Source organism: Pseudoalteromonas sp. AOP31-A2-14, assembly GCF_052378035.1.
Lineage (GTDB): Bacteria > Pseudomonadota > Gammaproteobacteria > Enterobacterales > Alteromonadaceae > Pseudoalteromonas.
The window spans coordinates 3,381,601-3,398,293 of the sequence record NZ_JBQSXI010000001.1; the positions used below are offsets into that span (position 1 = coordinate 3,381,601).

General features: G+C 37.6%; 17 protein-coding genes. 11 read left to right on the top strand and 6 right to left on the bottom strand.

Annotation, left to right across the window (positions count from 1 at the left end; translation table 11 throughout):
- Positions 1-829: 829 nt before the first annotated feature.
- Entirely contained in the window at positions 830-2,323 is a 1,494-nt protein-coding gene (gene istA / locus ACT3S9_RS15700; protein WP_443490040.1) for an IS21 family transposase, read from the top strand.
- On the top strand, positions 2,316-3,068 hold the full coding sequence (istB, locus tag ACT3S9_RS15705) for an IS21-like element helper ATPase IstB (RefSeq protein WP_208835222.1): 753 nt from the start codon (positions 2,316-2,318) through the stop codon (positions 3,066-3,068). The genes istA and istB overlap by 8 nt, the downstream gene beginning before the upstream one ends.
- 293 nt (positions 3,069-3,361) lie before the next feature.
- Here istB and ACT3S9_RS15710 read toward each other — a convergent pair whose 3' ends face one another.
- Together ACT3S9_RS15710 and ACT3S9_RS15715 are read right to left on the bottom strand one after the other, a co-directional pair.
- Positions 3,362-3,559, bottom strand: a complete 198-nt coding sequence (locus ACT3S9_RS15710) for a hypothetical protein (protein ID WP_441834675.1) — start codon at positions 3,557-3,559, stop codon at positions 3,362-3,364.
- Positions 3,560-3,564: 5 nt separating this feature from the next.
- Entirely contained in the window at positions 3,565-4,869 is a 1,305-nt protein-coding gene (locus ACT3S9_RS15715; protein WP_444751085.1) for a TolC family outer membrane protein, read from the bottom strand.
- Between the two features lie 859 nt (positions 4,870-5,728).
- Here ACT3S9_RS15715 and ACT3S9_RS15720 point away from each other — a divergent pair.
- The 5 genes from ACT3S9_RS15720 (at position 5,729) to mobI (ending at position 8,952) form a co-directional block, all read left to right on the top strand.
- Positions 5,729-6,571, top strand: a complete 843-nt coding sequence (locus tag ACT3S9_RS15720; RefSeq protein ID WP_444751086.1) for a hypothetical protein — start codon at positions 5,729-5,731, stop codon at positions 6,569-6,571.
- Positions 6,571-6,996, top strand: coding sequence for a hypothetical protein (locus ACT3S9_RS15725; RefSeq protein WP_138626151.1), 426 nt, complete (start codon positions 6,571-6,573; stop codon positions 6,994-6,996). Before ACT3S9_RS15720 ends, ACT3S9_RS15725 begins: the two co-directional genes overlap by 1 nt.
- A gap of 9 nt (positions 6,997-7,005) precedes the next feature.
- Positions 7,006-7,467 carry a hypothetical protein gene (locus tag ACT3S9_RS15730; protein ID WP_138626150.1) on the top strand — a complete coding sequence of 154 codons (462 nt, stop codon included), beginning with the start codon at positions 7,006-7,008 and terminating at the stop codon, positions 7,465-7,467.
- Positions 7,468-7,582: 115 nt separating this feature from the next.
- The gene (locus ACT3S9_RS15735) at positions 7,583-8,212 is read left to right on the top strand and encodes a recombinase family protein (protein WP_441994973.1); all 630 of its coding nucleotides are present in this window, start codon (positions 7,583-7,585) and stop codon (positions 8,210-8,212) included.
- Positions 8,213-8,382: 170 nt separating this feature from the next.
- On the top strand, positions 8,383-8,952 hold the full coding sequence (gene mobI / locus ACT3S9_RS15740; protein ID WP_441994975.1) for a conjugative transfer protein MobI(A/C): 570 nt from the start codon (positions 8,383-8,385) through the stop codon (positions 8,950-8,952).
- A gap of 203 nt (positions 8,953-9,155) precedes the next feature.
- Here mobI and ACT3S9_RS15745 read toward each other — a convergent pair whose 3' ends face one another.
- Together ACT3S9_RS15745 and ACT3S9_RS15750 are read right to left on the bottom strand one after the other, a co-directional pair.
- A complete protein-coding gene (locus ACT3S9_RS15745) occupies positions 9,156-9,887 on the bottom strand; it encodes a hypothetical protein (protein WP_441994977.1) in 732 nt (243 codons plus the stop codon).
- Positions 9,884-10,723 carry a hypothetical protein gene (locus ACT3S9_RS15750; RefSeq protein ID WP_441994978.1) on the bottom strand — a complete coding sequence of 280 codons (840 nt, stop codon included), beginning with the start codon at positions 10,721-10,723 and terminating at the stop codon, positions 9,884-9,886. The genes ACT3S9_RS15745 and ACT3S9_RS15750 overlap by 4 nt, the downstream gene beginning before the upstream one ends.
- A gap of 287 nt (positions 10,724-11,010) precedes the next feature.
- Here ACT3S9_RS15750 and ACT3S9_RS15755 point away from each other — a divergent pair, with 287 nt between their 5' ends.
- Together ACT3S9_RS15755 and ACT3S9_RS15760 are read left to right on the top strand one after the other, a co-directional pair.
- On the top strand, positions 11,011-11,409 hold the full coding sequence (locus ACT3S9_RS15755; protein ID WP_011328756.1) for a hypothetical protein: 399 nt from the start codon (positions 11,011-11,013) through the stop codon (positions 11,407-11,409).
- Positions 11,406-11,615 carry a hypothetical protein gene (locus ACT3S9_RS15760; protein ID WP_011328755.1) on the top strand — a complete coding sequence of 70 codons (210 nt, stop codon included), beginning with the start codon at positions 11,406-11,408 and terminating at the stop codon, positions 11,613-11,615. The genes ACT3S9_RS15755 and ACT3S9_RS15760 overlap by 4 nt, the downstream gene beginning before the upstream one ends.
- Before the next feature lie 384 nt (positions 11,616-11,999).
- On the opposite strand, the gene ACT3S9_RS15765 is transcribed toward ACT3S9_RS15760, so the two are convergent.
- A complete protein-coding gene (locus ACT3S9_RS15765) occupies positions 12,000-12,674 on the bottom strand; it encodes a zincin-like metallopeptidase domain-containing protein (RefSeq protein ID WP_441994981.1) in 675 nt (224 codons plus the stop codon).
- Between the two features lie 41 nt (positions 12,675-12,715).
- The gene (locus ACT3S9_RS15770) at positions 12,716-13,084 is read right to left on the bottom strand and encodes an ArdC-like ssDNA-binding domain-containing protein (protein ID WP_441994983.1); all 369 of its coding nucleotides are present in this window, start codon (positions 13,082-13,084) and stop codon (positions 12,716-12,718) included.
- A 237-nt stretch (positions 13,085-13,321) separates the two neighbouring features.
- Here ACT3S9_RS15770 and ACT3S9_RS15775 point away from each other — a divergent pair, with 237 nt between their 5' ends.
- Positions 13,322-15,373 (top strand): type I restriction-modification system subunit M, encoded by a 2,052-nt coding sequence (locus tag ACT3S9_RS15775; protein WP_444751087.1) that lies wholly within the window; start codon positions 13,322-13,324, stop codon positions 15,371-15,373.
- The gene (locus ACT3S9_RS15780; protein WP_444751113.1) at positions 15,373-16,689 is read left to right on the top strand and encodes a restriction endonuclease subunit S; all 1,317 of its coding nucleotides are present in this window, start codon (positions 15,373-15,375) and stop codon (positions 16,687-16,689) included. The genes ACT3S9_RS15775 and ACT3S9_RS15780 overlap by 1 nt, the downstream gene beginning before the upstream one ends.
- The last annotated feature ends 4 nt before the right edge of the window (positions 16,690-16,693 follow it).

Consider the following 16,693-nt stretch of genomic DNA (forward strand, 5'->3'; position numbering starts at 1 on the left):
TTATGGAAGTACTAATTGGTGAGAAAATTAGGATTAGTGTGGATCGTTTGCTTGTTGATAACGATCTTATTATTGGATCGTATCAATAAAATAAATTTAAAGAAGTGTTATAAACTCTAAAATAATTCACTTTTACCTTTATTTAAGACGGAAATTAGCAAAATAGATCTATTTAAAGTGCTTATAAAAATAATAAACTATAAAAAGTACTGTTGTTGAAGATAAAAAGCCTAAAAAATACGCGAATGTGGATAAAATTTATCGTCGATTGATTATTTATTTTAGTCAATTAGTAAAATGTTAAGTATAAATTCGATTTTTTAGGTTCGAGTTATGAGTAAATAATTCCAATTAAGACCTTCAGTAATCTTAAACTAGTGTAATAAACCGACTAAAAAAGCTATTTATGACGCTAATTAAAACAGTTTTTACAGTTGTAAGCGTGTTTCTAGTGAGTAAATCTATACTTTTAGCTTTGGTATTTGTCGCTTAATAATCGCTTAAATAAAAATAGAGTAATACTAACGACATTGATTTAGAGAGTAAATTAAGCCGCTAAAATGATCATATTTTAATAAAATAAGTATTGAATATGGGGTTAATTTTAGGTGATATTTTGGCTTTTATAATTAATTTTATGAGTGCTTTAAGGTCTATAAGTAAGTTTTACTAGGGGAAAGGGAGCGCAAAAGTAAAATTTTTTGGGACTAAATTAAAGTTAAAGAGGTTAAGCTAGTATTAAGCGACAATTACGGTGGCCGGTCTAGCGACAATTATCTTGGCCGGTTGATCTGATAAGGTTCGGTACAGCAGAACGGAGGAGTTCACTGTGCCGGGAACACGAATCACTGATCAGCAGGTCACTATTTATATGAAACATAGAAAACGTAATAGCCAAGTTATCGCGGCTGCGAAAGCAGGTATTTCAGAACGTTCAGCAAGGCGCATTGATAAACTGGATGAGCAGCCATTGTCTAATAAACGCCAATGGCGAACGCGTATAGATCCACTTGAGTCTATCTGGGACAGTATTGTTGTCCCTCTACTTCAAGGTGATGCAACGTTAACTCCGGTGGGAATTTTTGATCACCTTTGCGAGTTTCACACCGACAAATTTAACCCTAGCTCACGGCGTACATTAGAGCGTCGAATTCATAAATGGCGGGCACTGTATGGCTCAAGTAAAGAGGTCGTATTCCTGCAAACACACGAGTATGGCCTATTAGGTATGTGTGATTTTACACATGTGAAGTCACCCGTTACCATTGCTAGTGAACCCTTAAAGCATATGTTGTTTCATTATCGTATGCCCGCCAGTGGCTGGGCTTACGCCCAAGTGATCTACGGCGGTGAAAGCTTTGCTGCTTTTTCTGATGGCGTGCAAAACGCATTTAAAGCAGCCGGCGGTGTGCCTAAAGAAGTGCGTACAGACAGTCTGAGTGCCGCCTATCGTAATCACACTAATGATAACGATTTTACAGAGCGCTTTAATGAATTAGTCACCCATTATGGCTTTAAAGCGACCCGCAATAACCGCGGTATTGCGCATGAAAATGGGGCTATTGAGAGCCCTCATGGGCATCTTAAATCGCAACTGGAGCAAGCATTAAAAATCCGTGGTAGTTATGACTTTCAGACAAGAGAAGTCTATGAATCGTTTGTTGCCGACATTGTAGCTCGCCGTAATCGCCGTGTAAGTGATAAATACGCAGTAGAGCAGCGACAATTACATGCTTTACCACGGACGATGAGCGTCAATTACACCGAGCATTATCTAACGGTGTCACGTACGAGTACTATTTCATTGAAACGTGTTACCTATAGCGTCCCGTCACGCCTTATTGGTAGCCGATTACTGGTTCGTTTATATGACAACCGTTTAGAGCTGCACTATGGCAGCGATTTAGTTCAAACGTTAGCGCGTGTCTATGCTTCTAAAGGATGCCGTGCACGTAATATTAGTTACTTGCATGTTATTGACGCACTGGTTAAAAAACCATTGGCATTTCGCTACTCACAACTACGTGACGACTTACTTCCAAGCGACAATTACAAAGCTATTTGGGAATACGTTAATGCCCACCTTTTAGCGGATGAAGCGAGCTATTACATGGTAAAACTGCTCCATTTAGCAAAACAAAGTGGGTGCGAACGTCAATTAGGACGATTTGTAGCAGCGTCAATTACTCAGCGACAATTACCGGCCATCCGAGAATGTGAAGCGCAATTTTTAGTGATTGCATCAAACATACCCACAATAACAATAAAGCAACACAGCTTGAGCGCTTATAGCAGCATGATACCGGGAGGTCTACATGGATAACTTCACGGCCTCGTTACCTTTAATGCTGAAACAATTAAAGCTTAGCACCATGCTTCAACAGTGGAATACCCTGGGCAAAAAAGCGATAGAAGAACAATGGAGCCCACAGCAATACTTATCTGAGCTGTGCCATATTGAACTTGCGACACGCGATGATAAACGCCTTCAGCGGCTTTTAAAAGATGCAAAATTGCCCGTGGGTAAACACCTTAGCAGCTTCGACTTTACCCTTGTTGATGGGGTTAGTAAGCCCCTTGTTGCTGATTTAATAAATCAGCCGGATTGGTTGAAGCACGGTGGCAATATATTGCTATTTGGCGCCAGTGGTCTTGGTAAAACGCATATCGCCAGTAGTATCGGTTATGGCCTTATCGAGCAGGGCCATAAAGTTAAGTTTGTTGCCGCGTCAGCGATTGTTCAACAACTCCAGCAAGCAAAGCGACATTTACGCTTGCAAGACGAACTTGTAAAGCTCGATAAATACAGCTTATTAATCGTTGATGACGTTGGTTACGTACGAAAAACGGAACAGGAAACGAGCGTGCTGTTTGAATTGATAGCCCATCGCTATGAGCGACACAGCATGATCATCACATCAAACAAATCATTCGAACAATGGGATGAACTATTTGATGATTCAACGATGACTGTAGCGGCAATAGATCGCTTGGTTCATCATGCAACGATTATTCATTGCGAAGGTGAAAGTTACCGACGCAAAACAGCGCTCAATAAGAGCAAATAAAATTCGGTGTCAACCGGCCAAGATAATTGACGCGGAACCGGCCAAGTTAATTGACGCTAGATAAGCTAGTTTATTACCGTATATTCGCCATTTTCTTAAAGCTACTGGGATCAGGAATAGTTAATATTTATTGGCTTCAGTTTAAAAGTGGCTACTAGTTATATCATTGGCGATTAAATATAACTATGTTTGTGGGTTTTGTTTCATTAACCTCTGCAAGTTCAATTACTTTTAGAGGTTAATAAATATTTATTAAGACTAAAATTTATAACTTTTACCGCTGAATGTGGTGTTTAAATTTCAGTTGGGCAACCATCGTTATCGGTTATTGCTTCCTTGTCTGTTCCTTCGCAATTGTCACGAGCATTGATGACACCATCATTGTCGCTGTCATAAAGATCACGTGATTGGTACTTTACGCTATGAATGACAGGGTTTGATACGCACGCTGTAAGCATGACTAAAGTGGTGGCTAATAGAGTATTTTTCATTGTTATTATTCCTCGTCGTCCTTTATCCGCCAAGGCTCTGGCGTATCGACACGTAGTGCTTCTACTAACATACCTGTTGCATTTATTAAACGATAGCTTGCTTTACTTTTATCAAAAGCGGCATTTAAATAATTACGACGAGCTGTAAATAATTCTACTTTAGAATCCAGCACATCCAATAATGAACGATGTCCTAAATCAAATTGTTTTTTATAACCTTGTTGTGTTTCTTTTGCAAAATCAACATTATCTTTATAAAAATCTATTTGTTGCCCAACTAATATATATGCATTCCAAGCCAGTTTAGTTTTCTCACTAACTTGGCGGATTGTTGTGTCACGTACCGCAGTTGCTTCTTGATATCGCCACTTAGATGCTTCAGTTTGTGAGTTAGTACGACCACCACCGTAAAGATCATAGCTCATAGTTAACATTATGCGAGCATCATCATCAGGGCCGTGATAGACGCCTATATTTTGATTATCATTCACATCAAGTTCTAGCGCGAGCTTTGGCCAGTAATCGCTTTTATCATGTTCTATTTGTTCGTTCGCTGCATTGATATTAAGGTTTGCAGCATTAATCTGTGGATGTGATTTTATGGCTAAATCAATCGCGGTATTTAAGCCTCTAGGGATATAATTAGCATCTGGTTTTGGAGTAGTTAGCATTTGTGGATAATCACCAACAAGGTCGTAATAGTTAGCTTCTAAATCAATTTCATTATTTTGCGCAGCAATTAATTCTGCCCGCACCGTTGCTAAACGAGCCTGTACTTGTGCTACATCAGCTTTACTGCTTAGTCCTTTATTCGATCTTTTTAAAATATTTGACCAAGTATCATAGTGATCGTCAATATTTTCTCGCTGTAATTTTACGATTGCTTTTGCTTTAAGTAGATCTAAATAAACTTGTGTGACTTCGAGCCCTATATTTTCAGCTTCAGAAATTAGACTTTGTTGATCTGCTCGCATTTCATAATCAAGTCGAGCAACATTAGAAGAGGTTTTAAAACCATCAAATAGCATTTGAGTAATTCGTAAACCGAGTTCCCGACGAGCCATTTCGGTGTTTATTTTATTTCCGTTATTATAATTTACGTTTTCATAACCATATGCTGCATATAACCTTACTTGAGGTAAGTAATCACTAAATGCAGTTCGTTTATCCCGATACTTAGCCTCGAAGTGCGCGTATTTTTGTAACAAGCGTGGGTTTTTATTTAGTGCTTCTGCAACCGACTGCTCAAGTGTTAGAGCATAAGTGGTGCCACTGAGTGCAATTAATGGAATTAAAACTAAAATACGCATTTTCTGTCCTTCTATGGCTCTTGTATAGTACTAATTTCAATCAATAATTGGATTAAGTTATTACTATAAAAATATTTTACCAGTTAGGATATCTACACTGGTTTTGAATAAAGGGGAAATTGGCTGATTAGCGAATACTTTTCCGTCAATTTTAATATCGGCTTCATAATAGGTGATGCCATCTTCGAGCTATGAGACAAATAAATATAACTTCATCGTCTAATCAAGCCATAAATAACAAAGTCATAAGCACTAAACTTCACTGTTGTTAGCAACAAGCGCTATCAGATGATTTTCTCGATGGTTAGTTTGATAATAGTTTACTCTTAGGTGGACCAATACTGGCCCACATTAAGGAAGTAGGTGGGTCGTTCAAGACCTATATTATGTAACTAAATGAAACGATTGAAAAATAAAACAGCTATCAAGTTAATGAATGAAATAGGTCTTTTAACTTTATTCTGAAGCTTTTCCTTTGGTTTACCTAGTTATTTCCCGATACATAAACTACAAAATTATTTAATATCAATTGCTTATGGTTTTATTGGAGCTCAGGTGGAGTGCAAATTTTTTTAAAAATAAGTAAAAATAAGTAAAAATACCCATAATATTTTCACTTTCATAGCTTCAACTCATTTTAAGACTTGGGAAAAGTGGGAAAGTGGGATTATCACGCTCTTAATTTGTCTAAATATTTTACTAAGACCTTACTAAAAAAGTTATTCTTTTTCTTTATACTTTAATCCGCCTGGTAGTTTGTACCTAAAGTGCAAACTATTGATATGATTAAATATTTTGTGTTTTTCTCTTGCGTTTGCTTTACGTTATGTAATCATCTATTAAACGAGAGGAGAGAATAATGCATAAACGTATATTAATTACTTCAGTGTTACTTACTACTACTTTAATAGGCTGTATATCCCTCACTAGAGATTATAATGCAGGCCAATCACGGGCATTGAACTTGGCTCGTGCTGGCGATATTTATGATATAGATTTACGGGATTCAGCAGATGGAACAAACTCATATAGCAAAGGGGTGTTTGTTCCACTTCTTAATTTTGCAAGCTTAGCAACATCGTTTGATGCACCATTGCGCCACTTATCCGGTAGTCAAACGCTATTATTTAACGCAACAGATATAATGATGACGCCAGATAGTCCATCTGCTAGACCAAGTCTAATTGGGTGGATGCCTGCTTCATTAGTAAAATCAGAAGAGCAAGCATATAACAAATATATTGATTTAGTTGACCATGCAATTGAGCAAGTAAGTATTGATATGGGTTTGACTGCAATTAAGCTTTCAGAAATAGAAACACCTACCATAGATGGCTACCCTTTAATGTTGTGGTCTATTAAAAGCGAAAAATATGGGTGTAATATGGATAACTGTATTGTTGCTTATAATATTCAAGAACCTACATACTGGAAAACACCTGAATACATAATTGACAGTGAACTGAATAGTTACAGCATAACTGCCTCTCACCCAGAAAATTACTCCCGTTTTATATTCAAACAGACAGGAAAAGACAATAACTTTCCAATGGATGAGTTTTATAGAGCTATTAGCGCATCATTGCCTCCATGGATGATTATGTATTATCCGCCCAATAAGATTGTTCAAAGTAGTGAACTCATTTCCTATCCTGTTTTATATGAGCAAGGTAAGCAATTGATATTTAGGAAGCCAAAATAATGGATCCTTTTAATGATGAACTTGATCTAGCTCTATTACAGTTTGAAGATCTGAAGTTAAACAGTGATCACATGACATTTTTGATCAGCCATTTACTCAGAGAATCTGGTTTGTTCCATCAAAGTCGTGTTGGTTGTGTTAGAGATAATATTGTATCTAGATACGTTACCCCTCATTGCTGGATTGAACTAACCAATGGGGCTTATATTGATCTTACGCTTCGAAGAAGATTATATGATGGGGATAATATTCCACATGGGTTATTTAATCCTGCTACCTACCCAGATATTTCATATACGGGTTTACCAGTTAAAGCTCCTAAGATCACCAAATCAGAACTTATTGTAATGACTAATGGAAAGTATCAGAAAGTATTATCTCTTCTCCAAAATAAGTTTTTAAGTAAATATTTATTATCTTTATAGAGTGTAGGTATGAGTAAAAAAATACGTTCATGGCAAAGTAAGTTGAAGTTACTAGGCATTGTACTTTCTATATTTGGATTACTATTTATGGGAGGGGCCGAGTGGCTCACAATTATACTGCTGATTTGGTTTAGCTACTTATTTTGTAAGTTTTTATACCAACTAATATTTTCAATATTTAAATTTAAACAAGATCATGATGAATCTTCTAAGTCAGTAGATGAGAAAATTAAGAATACTAAAGATGATATAGAAGCTTTTGGGCGCACTTTTCTTGATGGACAGAGCTTTAGTGATTACAAGCTAGCTCACCCCGGTAGCTTTGGTGGGAGTAAATTTAAAGGTTGCCATAATTGTGGTGCAAACTCTGTGTGGATAAAGGCTGTCGCGAATACTAAATATGGAATTCATAATCAGCATATTTGCCGTACATGCGGAATTGCACTATGGAGATCGAACATGACTTTTTAGTTCCTTATGGGTACAGCTCATAAGAACCAGCTACTTCCATTAAATATCAACCAATAAAACTACTTATAACAGACCAAATTAAAAGAACTATCTATAACAGACTAAGGAGCTGTCCATGTTTATTCGGGCTTATTTAAGAGCATCTACTCAAGAACAAAATGCAGGGCGGGCCAAAGAGTCATTAATTCAGTTTGCTAAACAGCATAATCAACGCATAGCTACTTTTTACGTTGAAAACATTTCAGGCGCCACATTACAAAGACCAGAGTTAATGCGTTTAATTGATGATTCTAGCAATGGTGACATTGTACTAGTAGAACAAATTGACCGGTTAGCACGTTTGAAACAGCATGACTGGGAAGTTTTAAAAAACAAACTTGCAGCAAAACGTTTATCTATAGTATCGCCAGAGCTACCTACTAGCTGGTTAGCATTAGAGAAAAAAGATAACACAGGCTTTACCGACTCTATCCTTCTAGCAGTGAACGCTATGATGTTAGATATGCTAGCAGCTGTAGCACGTAAAGATTATGATGACCGGCGACGTAGGCAATCTCAAGGGATAAATAAAGCGCGCTTAGAAGGAAAATATTTAGGTCGTCAAAAGGATATGAAAAAACGGCAACATATCGCAAGTTTACTTACCACTGGCCATAGTTACAGTGATATTCAAGATATATTAAACTGCTCTCGGCATTTAATAGCTTCAGTAGCTAAAGAGCTAAGGCAAAAAGCAGATGTTTAGAATGCTAACTGCCGTACCTTCAGTACAGCTTATCAATTATAGTATTTAAATAGTTCATATTTTATTTGGTAAAACTGCTCTTCGCGCCCAAATTGGTTAAATACAGAGCCGTGAATTAACTAGCTGTAGTTATAGAATTTCCTGAACAATAATTTAATGAGGAAATATTTATGACTAATAAATCTGATAGTGCAATAGCAAGTTGGCATAAGGCCGCCAGAGCTGAAAATGTAGACCATATAATTGGTACAGTAGCCGCTTTTTCACAGTGTCGTGGTACTTTAAAATCAATGTTGAAAGTATTAGATTTAGAACGGGCCAAGCTTCGCTATCTAGGGCAGCGTTGCTCTGACCATTATTGGTTACATAATCATGCACATCGCACTAAAGACACTCCTGGCTATCCTTGGCATCATGGCTGCCGTGTTCGATTGGTAAAAAGCAGTTTAGAAATGCACTGGTACTACAATACATTTGTTAAAAAGGAAGAGGGGGAAGGATATAAAGTATTTAGCAAACATATTTGTCGAGAGCTAAAACACCGCTATTCAAAAACTTCTTTTAATCGAGCACAATATTATGAACGGCCGATAATAAATCAAACTGAAGCCGGATTTGAGTTAATTCGTATTATGAATGCAAACCTCAGTGCAATGCGGAGGATGATCAAAATGAATTTGAAAACCTTGGACAAGCTAGAAGATCATATCAATAAATTTGAAAACCCTATAACCAAATAATTTAAAAAATCGCACAAAGCCCACTATTTTTAGTGGGCTTTGAGTTTTATCGTTATATGGAAAAACTTTCACATGTGAAACTTTTTAAGGTCATTGTATTAGCCACATTGCTTACTTCTATTATTTGATAAATAATAATTATGCATTTAAATTTGATACAGTCTGAGCTATATGCCAACAATAAAAAATTTAGCTTACTTACCTTAATTAGGTAAAAATAGTTTAAAAAATTTATGTTCTTTATAACCCAATCTAAACTCCGTATCTCTGCGAGGGTAGTAGCTTTTGATGATTACACTTCTCTCTATTAATTCAACCCCAGCACTTATAAGTGGGTTTAATATAGTTTTAGATAAACGGTAAAATGGTGAGCTTACACCAAACTTTGCAGCACCATAATGAATAATGGCTGCAATATTAGCGTTAGATGAGGTATGCTTTTTTACTTCCAACCCTGGGGTGGGATAGCGCTTAACTTTTATCAACATCTCTTTATACAACGAAGCTGCAAGCTCAAGCGCAGCCCCTTTTTCTAAATCAAAAGGAATGCAATACCACTTCGTCCTTGTGCGATGCGCTTTTAAACTCACTGTATAAACAGGTTTGGGAGTCGTAAGGCGCAATCTAATGAAGTGCTGTTTGTTCGTTAAAACATCAAACTTAGGTATATCTACCTTTGCGACTTGGTAGTTAACTGCCAACTCAAACGCAGTGTGGCTGTGTTTAGGGATGATGAATATTTGTCCCCACCAGGTAATTGTAATAGAGCAGTTATTTGCTTTAAATGACTTAAACAAGCTATGTAATAGCACTAAGCTTGGTTTCCAATCTTTTGCCATTACATCTACACCGCTAACTGGTGATGGGTGATAATCAAGAATTACTCTGCGCTTTTTAGCCTGTTTGATTTCTGATAGCAAAGTTTGAATATTCATATTGACTCAGGCTCAGCCATAATCTTTATACTAAAAGACTGATGTCGCTTACCAAGCTTTCCTTGCTTTGTAATGCCTGTACCACTAAATGTAATTTCTTTATCGTAGTAATAAGCATGTTCAAACCGTAAGCTAGCGGTTCTATTTTTAGTATCAATATTAGTAATTAAATCACCGTAAACCACACCAAAAATACGCATTATGACTCTTAAAAGTATTTGCTCAACCTCCAGTTCTAGCTGTTCAGTTTGTACACTTAGCGTGTTCGATTCTTCATTCAAATCAGATAACAGTTCATCACGACCTGTCGTTAGCACATTGGTGCACTTGTCATCTAAATCTCGAATCGGCGAAACTATATTTTCAAGCTGCCAGTATAAGTCGGAGATTTTTTCAAACGTCTCTTGTTTAGCTTCAAGTTCACGAATTAACGATAAGACTAATGGCACACGTTTTTTATCTAATATAACGCTTTTAATATTCCGCTCTGGTAGAGCTATATCGTCAATATCTACATATGCGGTAATGAAGTGAGGCTCTTTATTTGGGGGTAACAGCCCTGAAAAAGCAATTCTTGTGCTGGTTACATGTAGGTATGAAGTCATCGAATGATGATACCGATTGGTTAGCTCATAAAACCATTTTACCTCCGTGGTTTTTACAACAACCTCATAAAGATTATTTTCTTCTAGCAGTTTACGAGCCTTGTGTACTTCATTAATGAGTATTTCGGCAAATTCAACCAAGCAATAAGTAGGTAATGCTAATCTGTAATGCTCATTGCGTTGCTCTTTATTGAGTAATTGCACCGCTAAACAAATAACTTGATGAGTCATAATTTAAGCCCCTTTTACTACTTTTAAGTGTAGTTCAAAGCAGGTATGAAATTTATACGCTCGATTTCTATAAACCAATATTTATGTCTTAAATATAAAGTTTAGAAAACCATATACAACTAACTCAATGTTATGCTTAAATAAGTAACGGCTTAGACGAAGCCTGCTGTCCACGCAAAAACTTTTCGAGGTTGTCTATTCTTATAAAATTTTGAACGTAAGCTTCATCGCGCACGCTCAGACTTAAGTGGACATTTGATGAGATTGCACGTTACCGGAGAAGTATTATGTCCAAAATATCAAAAACCCTTATCAACAAACTTAAAAAACAAGCCAAACAACAGTCAAAGATTAGTGAGCGAACTTTAACACAGATTCAAGATGAGATTGCTCGCAACTACGGTTATTTAAATTGGCGGACTTTTATTAGTTATCAAGGCCGTGGAGCTGTCACAATAGCTGAGGCCGAGGATTGGTTCCGTTCTAATTTTGAAGCAGCTGCTAATCTTTCAAGAGCAAATATATTTGTAGAAGAGCCTCACGAGATTTTCGATATATTCCAAGAGCACTTCGACTTTGCCTTAGATTACGATGATGGCGGAAGAATGGTAGAGCTAGCTATAAATCTTGCAGAAGAAGATGCTTGGAGTTATAGCACTGGTAACACTCTGGAGGAAATGTCATGAATACGACTAGTTTCCCCAGCGACCCAGAGCTTATAAAACCAGATAATGAACTCATCGTAGCTAACCACTCAGGCTATGGTTACGATGACTCATCAAATTATGAACATGATGATACCGGTGATATTCATAATTACTCTGGCTGCCAAGATATCATATGGTCAGCAGAGTCAGAGCATTGTGGCTGGGAAGATGGCTATGATTACTAGTCCTGAAAATAAAGCCTAAATAAGCTATTTAAGATTAAAAGGTGCCGGTAGCGCGCTACTGGTCACTTCGTGTCAAAATAACGAGACAAATAAGTAAATGACCACAATAAATTGTACAATAAGCATAATCGAAAGAATAAACGAAAATGGGAAAAGTATCAGTTCTGTCATGGCTACGTGCCCTGATTGCATGGAAAAATCTTATGCTTATGGCACGCATGAAAGGAGTAAAACAAGATGCCTTTGCCAGTTAAAGGAGATATGTGAATGCGATGATAGCGACCACCGTTTTTCATTGAAGGCACATATTAATTATTACTCTATTCAGCACTACACCTAGTAGCTAACATGCACTAGGTGTAAAAGCTATTATAAAGCTCGCAATTACCACTCAATAAGATGCTTATTTGGTTTTGAGCATTGCTCACAAAACGATAAATTTTCATAACGGGTTAACGTAACACTATAATTTTCATGGCAATGGTTACAGCACGTACTAACTTTTAGCGTACTTACAAAACCTGTAAGAATTATTTTCTCTGGTTCTACTGCTTCACTATTATTAAGTTGTTCAAACTCTTTATCTTCACAATCCACCTCAGCGTTTTCAATGCCTGTTAACTCATATAAAAAATGTACTGCTTTTTTTGCATCATCTACGGCTTTAAATAAGTAATGAAAATCATCCTTTAAATGCTTTATCCAAGACTTTAAATAAGCAGCATGATCTGTTCTTGGTGTAATTGTATTTTCAAGCCGCGTACATATAATTGCTGCACCAAGTTCAGCAACAAGCTCTTCATACGCATACTGCTCAGTACTATTGTTAGCTAAGTTGCGCTTCATTCTAGTGTCATGACCACTCCAATGAATTAACTCATGAATAGCAGTCGCATAATAATTATGTTTTTTACTGCCATGAGAACTATCTACAAAATTAGTGGGGAATGGCAGGTATATTTTATCTTCGTGTACTCTGTAAAATGCACCGGTATTACCATGAGTAATATTGGCTTTGCATCGAGCTATAAATTTATCAGCACTTGGATCTATCGGCATATCATCTGCAAATAAATCAGGGTGCGCGGGGTTGTACTTATTTACTTGGTCAGCGTTGAATACCGTATAAGGTTTAAATAAATAATATAATCTTCATCACTAGGGTTATTTTTTTTAGCGTAAATAGGGCGAAATAAACGCGTTCCCTTTGAGCGAATTTTTACCTTCGCTTTTTTTGTATTCCATTGTTTAAGTGTAGCCCATTCATCCGATTGAAATGCATTATCAAGGGTAGACGCCCAAAGTAATGTTGCGTTCATTCCACTAAAAAGGTGGTGTGTAATGGCATTTTTAGGTTCTAAAAAGCCATTATGCCAAGGTGCTATCCATTCCCCCACGTTCTCCTGCATTTGCTCAATTAGCTTATCTACAACACTTCTAACATGTGCGTCTACTTCTTCCTTTTTCATAATTTAATTCCGTTTTAAAAGCCATGACTTATTTATAGACTAGCACTTTGCTAGTTATGGATATTACCTTAATTTGGCAAACCTTCTCTACCATATAACTCGATAAGGGTTACAATACCCTTAATAAAAAGTACTGCCTTCAGTGCTGGTAAATAATCCTTAAATCTTGCTTAAAAAATAGCATATCTAGTGATATGGTAAGTTAAGTTACGGAAAACAAAATAATAAAGGGTCAAAATGACAGATAACAACTTCTCTTCAACCGCTGCTTTTTTATGGTCAGTCGCTGACTTGCTTCGCGGTGATTTTAAACAATCTCAGTATGGCCGTATAATCCTACCTTTTACACTGTTAAGGCGTTTAGAGTGTGTGCTTGAAGCCACTAAACCTGCTGTGCTTGAAAAGTACGAAACCGTAAAAGCCATGCCGATTGAAGCGCAAGACAAGCTCCTTACTCACGCAGCGCAGTTTAGTTTTTACAATACTTCAAAAATGGATTTAAACCGCCTTGGCGAAACCGATGTAGCCAGTAACCTAGAAAGTTACATTCAGTCGTTTAGCCCTAATGCGCGTGAAATTTTTGAGCATTTTGATTTTTTTAATACCCTAGATAAGTTGGCAGAAGCCGACCTACTTTATAAAGTAGCTAAACGCTTTGCTACAACCGACCTACACCCAGATGTTATTAATAACTATGGCATGGGTTTAGTGTTTGAAGAGCTAATTAGGCGCTTTGCTGAAAGCTCTAACGAAACCGCGGGTGAGCACTTTACCCCGCGCGACATTGTACGTTTAACCACCTCTTTAGTGTTTACCAATGACGACGATGCGCTTACGCAATCGGGCTTAGTTCGCTCAATTTACGACCCAACAGCGGGTACGGGCGGGTTTTTATCATCAGGCATGGAATACGTATTAGAACTTAACAATAAAGCATCGCTTTCAGCATTTGGCCAAGAGCTAAACCCAGAGTCATACGCTATATGTAAAGCCGATATGCTTATTAAAGGCCAAAAGGTCGATAACATAAAACTCGGTAATACCTTATCAAACGACCAGCTACGCACCGAAAAGTTTGACTACATGTTATCTAACCCGCCATTTGGTGTGGACTGGAAAAAAATACAAAAACAAATTAACGACGAACACACCGAAAAAGGCTTTGAAGGCCGTTTTGGTGCGGGTTTACCGCGTGTATCTGACGGTTCGTTACTGTTTTTAATGCACTTAGTTAGCAAAATGCGACCACAGCATGAGGGTGGCTCGCGCATTGGTATTATTTTAAATGGCTCTCCGTTGTTTACCGGTGGAGCCGGTAGTGGTGAGAGTGAAATTCGCCGTTATATTCTCGAAAACGATCTGCTAGAGGCCATTGTAGCCCTACCTACGGATATGTTTTACAACACCGGCATATCAACGTATGTGTGGGTGCTTTCAAGTCATAAACCTGCTAACCGTAAAGGTAAAGTACAACTTATCAATGCGGCAAAAGAGCGCGCTAAAACAGGCGGCAGAGGCCGTAGTGGTGGCGGTGAAGTTGAAGGAAATGATGAGAATGTATTTTATGCAGCTATGCGCAAATCACTCGGTAGCAAACGTAAAGAACTAACAGAAGATGCAATAGAAACCATTGTAAAAACATACGGCCAATTTGTAGAGAACGACTTTAGTAAAATATTTGATTACCAAGCGTTTGGTTATCGCCGTATTACTGTAGAGCGCCCATTACAACTGGCGGTTTATCCAAAAGATGAGCTACGCATAACTGCCTTAACAACCGATAAAGCATGGGATAAGTTAAACGAGCATGCTCAACATACAATCCTTGCAGCGCTTGCTTCACTTAATAACAAGTATTTATCTCGCGACGTATTCTTAAAAGCATTAACTACCGAGCTAGAAACAGCAACACCAGTGGTTAAGCTAAGCGCTGCACAGCTTAAGCTGATTGTTAAGCACTTGAGCGAACACGATGATGAAGCCGAAATATGCAAAATTAAAGGCAAAATAGAAGCCAACCCAGACTTACGTGATAACGAGAACGTACCACTAACAGAATCCATTGATGATTATTTTGCCCGTGAAGTATTACCCCATGTACCAAACGCGTGGATAGATACTAAAAAAACCGACGAGCAAGACGGTGAAGTGGGTATAGTTGGCTACGAAATACCATTTAATCGCCATTTTTATGAATACGTACCACCAAGATCATTGACCGAAATTGATGCGGATTTAGATAAAGTATCGAGCGATATTATGCAGCTACTTAGCGAGGTGCATTCGTGATGACAGGTCGATATAAGGCATATTCAGATTACAAGGATTCTGGAAGTTATTGGTTAGGCAAAATCCCAACTCATTGGGCTGCTACTGAACTAAAAAGATATTCATTCGTTAAAGGAGGTTATGCTTTTAGCAGTGAATCTTTTAAAGACTCAGGAAAACCTGTTATTCGTATTGGTGATATCAAACAAGATGGTAGTGTATCCGTCAAAAATTGTAAGTATATTGATACTAATAACTCAACCCAATTTTCTGAATATTTAGTCAATAAAGGTGATCTATTGATGGCTATGACAGGAGCTACCATTGGAAAAGCTGGCTGGTATTTGGAAGATGAAACCGCCTTATTAAATCAAAGGGTTGGGGCATTTAAGTGCAATAAAAATAAACTTAATTACCAGTTTTTTTGGTATGTGTTGAACAGCCTTGGATATCAGTCTTATATTTCTTTAACAGCATTTGGTGGAGCACAACCAAATATTAGTGATACAGGTATGGTTGGCTACTATTCTGCAGTTCCAACAATTCAAGAACAACAAAAAATTGCCAATTTCCTCGATCACGAAACCGCTAAAATCGACACCTTAATCGCTAAGCAAGAAAAGCTAATTGAGCTGTTAAAAGAAAAACGCCAAGCGGTGATTTCTCACGCAGTGACTAAAGGGCTAAACCCCAATGCCCCAATGCGCGACTCAGGCGTAGAATGGTTAGGTGAAGTGCCAGAGCATTGGGAAGTTTTACCAACAAAACGCTTCTTTAGATTAGTAACAGAGCCTTCCATAAAAAACCACGGCCAAGAATTACTATCTGTCTATACTGCTATTGGTGTAGCTCCTCGTAAAGACTTAGAGCAAAAAGGTAATAAAGCCAGCAATACGGACGGATACTGGGCTGTTAGGAAAGGCGATATCATTGTAAATAAGCTTCTTGCTTGGATGGGAGCAATTGGTTACTCAGACTATGATGGTGTAACAAGCCCTGCATATGACATATTACGAAAAACGAAAGATATAAATCCAAAATTCTACCATTATTTGTTTAGACAAAAATTTACTCAAAATGAGTTTAAACGATGGTCTCGTGGAATAATGGAAATGAGGTTGCGGCTTTATTTTGAGGAGCTTGGGCGAATTATGATGCCTATGCCGTCGAAAGAAGAACAGAATGCGATTGTTCAGGAAATAGAAAAAATGCACTGCATCTTCGCAGAACTTGAAGACAAGGCGAACCTGCAAATTGAGCTATTAAAGGAGCGAAAAACGGCCCTTATTTCAGCCGCCGTAACGGGTAAAATTGATGTACGAGACGGGAAATTTTAAAAGG

Coding starts and splice junctions, on each gene's coding strand:
- istB (WP_208835222.1), top strand. CDS start 2,316: ATGGATAACTTCACGGCCTCGTTACCTTTAATGCTGAAACAATTAAAG.
- ACT3S9_RS15710 (WP_441834675.1), bottom strand. CDS start 3,559: ATGAAAAATACTCTATTAGCCACCACTTTAGTCATGCTTACAGCGTGC.
- ACT3S9_RS15715 (WP_444751085.1), bottom strand. CDS start 4,869: ATGCGTATTTTAGTTTTAATTCCATTAATTGCACTCAGTGGCACCACT.
- ACT3S9_RS15720 (WP_444751086.1), top strand. CDS start 5,729: ATGCATAAACGTATATTAATTACTTCAGTGTTACTTACTACTACTTTA.
- ACT3S9_RS15725 (WP_138626151.1), top strand. CDS start 6,571: ATGGATCCTTTTAATGATGAACTTGATCTAGCTCTATTACAGTTTGAA.
- ACT3S9_RS15730 (WP_138626150.1), top strand. CDS start 7,006: ATGAGTAAAAAAATACGTTCATGGCAAAGTAAGTTGAAGTTACTAGGC.
- ACT3S9_RS15735 (WP_441994973.1), top strand. CDS start 7,583: ATGTTTATTCGGGCTTATTTAAGAGCATCTACTCAAGAACAAAATGCA.
- mobI (WP_441994975.1), top strand. CDS start 8,383: ATGACTAATAAATCTGATAGTGCAATAGCAAGTTGGCATAAGGCCGCC.
- ACT3S9_RS15745 (WP_441994977.1), bottom strand. CDS start 9,887: ATGAATATTCAAACTTTGCTATCAGAAATCAAACAGGCTAAAAAGCGC.
- ACT3S9_RS15750 (WP_441994978.1), bottom strand. CDS start 10,723: ATGACTCATCAAGTTATTTGTTTAGCGGTGCAATTACTCAATAAAGAG.
- ACT3S9_RS15755 (WP_011328756.1), top strand. CDS start 11,011: ATGTCCAAAATATCAAAAACCCTTATCAACAAACTTAAAAAACAAGCC.
- ACT3S9_RS15760 (WP_011328755.1), top strand. CDS start 11,406: ATGAATACGACTAGTTTCCCCAGCGACCCAGAGCTTATAAAACCAGAT.
- ACT3S9_RS15765 (WP_441994981.1), bottom strand. CDS start 12,674: ATGCCGATAGATCCAAGTGCTGATAAATTTATAGCTCGATGCAAAGCC.
- ACT3S9_RS15770 (WP_441994983.1), bottom strand. CDS start 13,084: ATGAAAAAGGAAGAAGTAGACGCACATGTTAGAAGTGTTGTAGATAAG.
- ACT3S9_RS15775 (WP_444751087.1), top strand. CDS start 13,322: ATGACAGATAACAACTTCTCTTCAACCGCTGCTTTTTTATGGTCAGTC.
- ACT3S9_RS15780 (WP_444751113.1), top strand. CDS start 15,373: ATGACAGGTCGATATAAGGCATATTCAGATTACAAGGATTCTGGAAGT.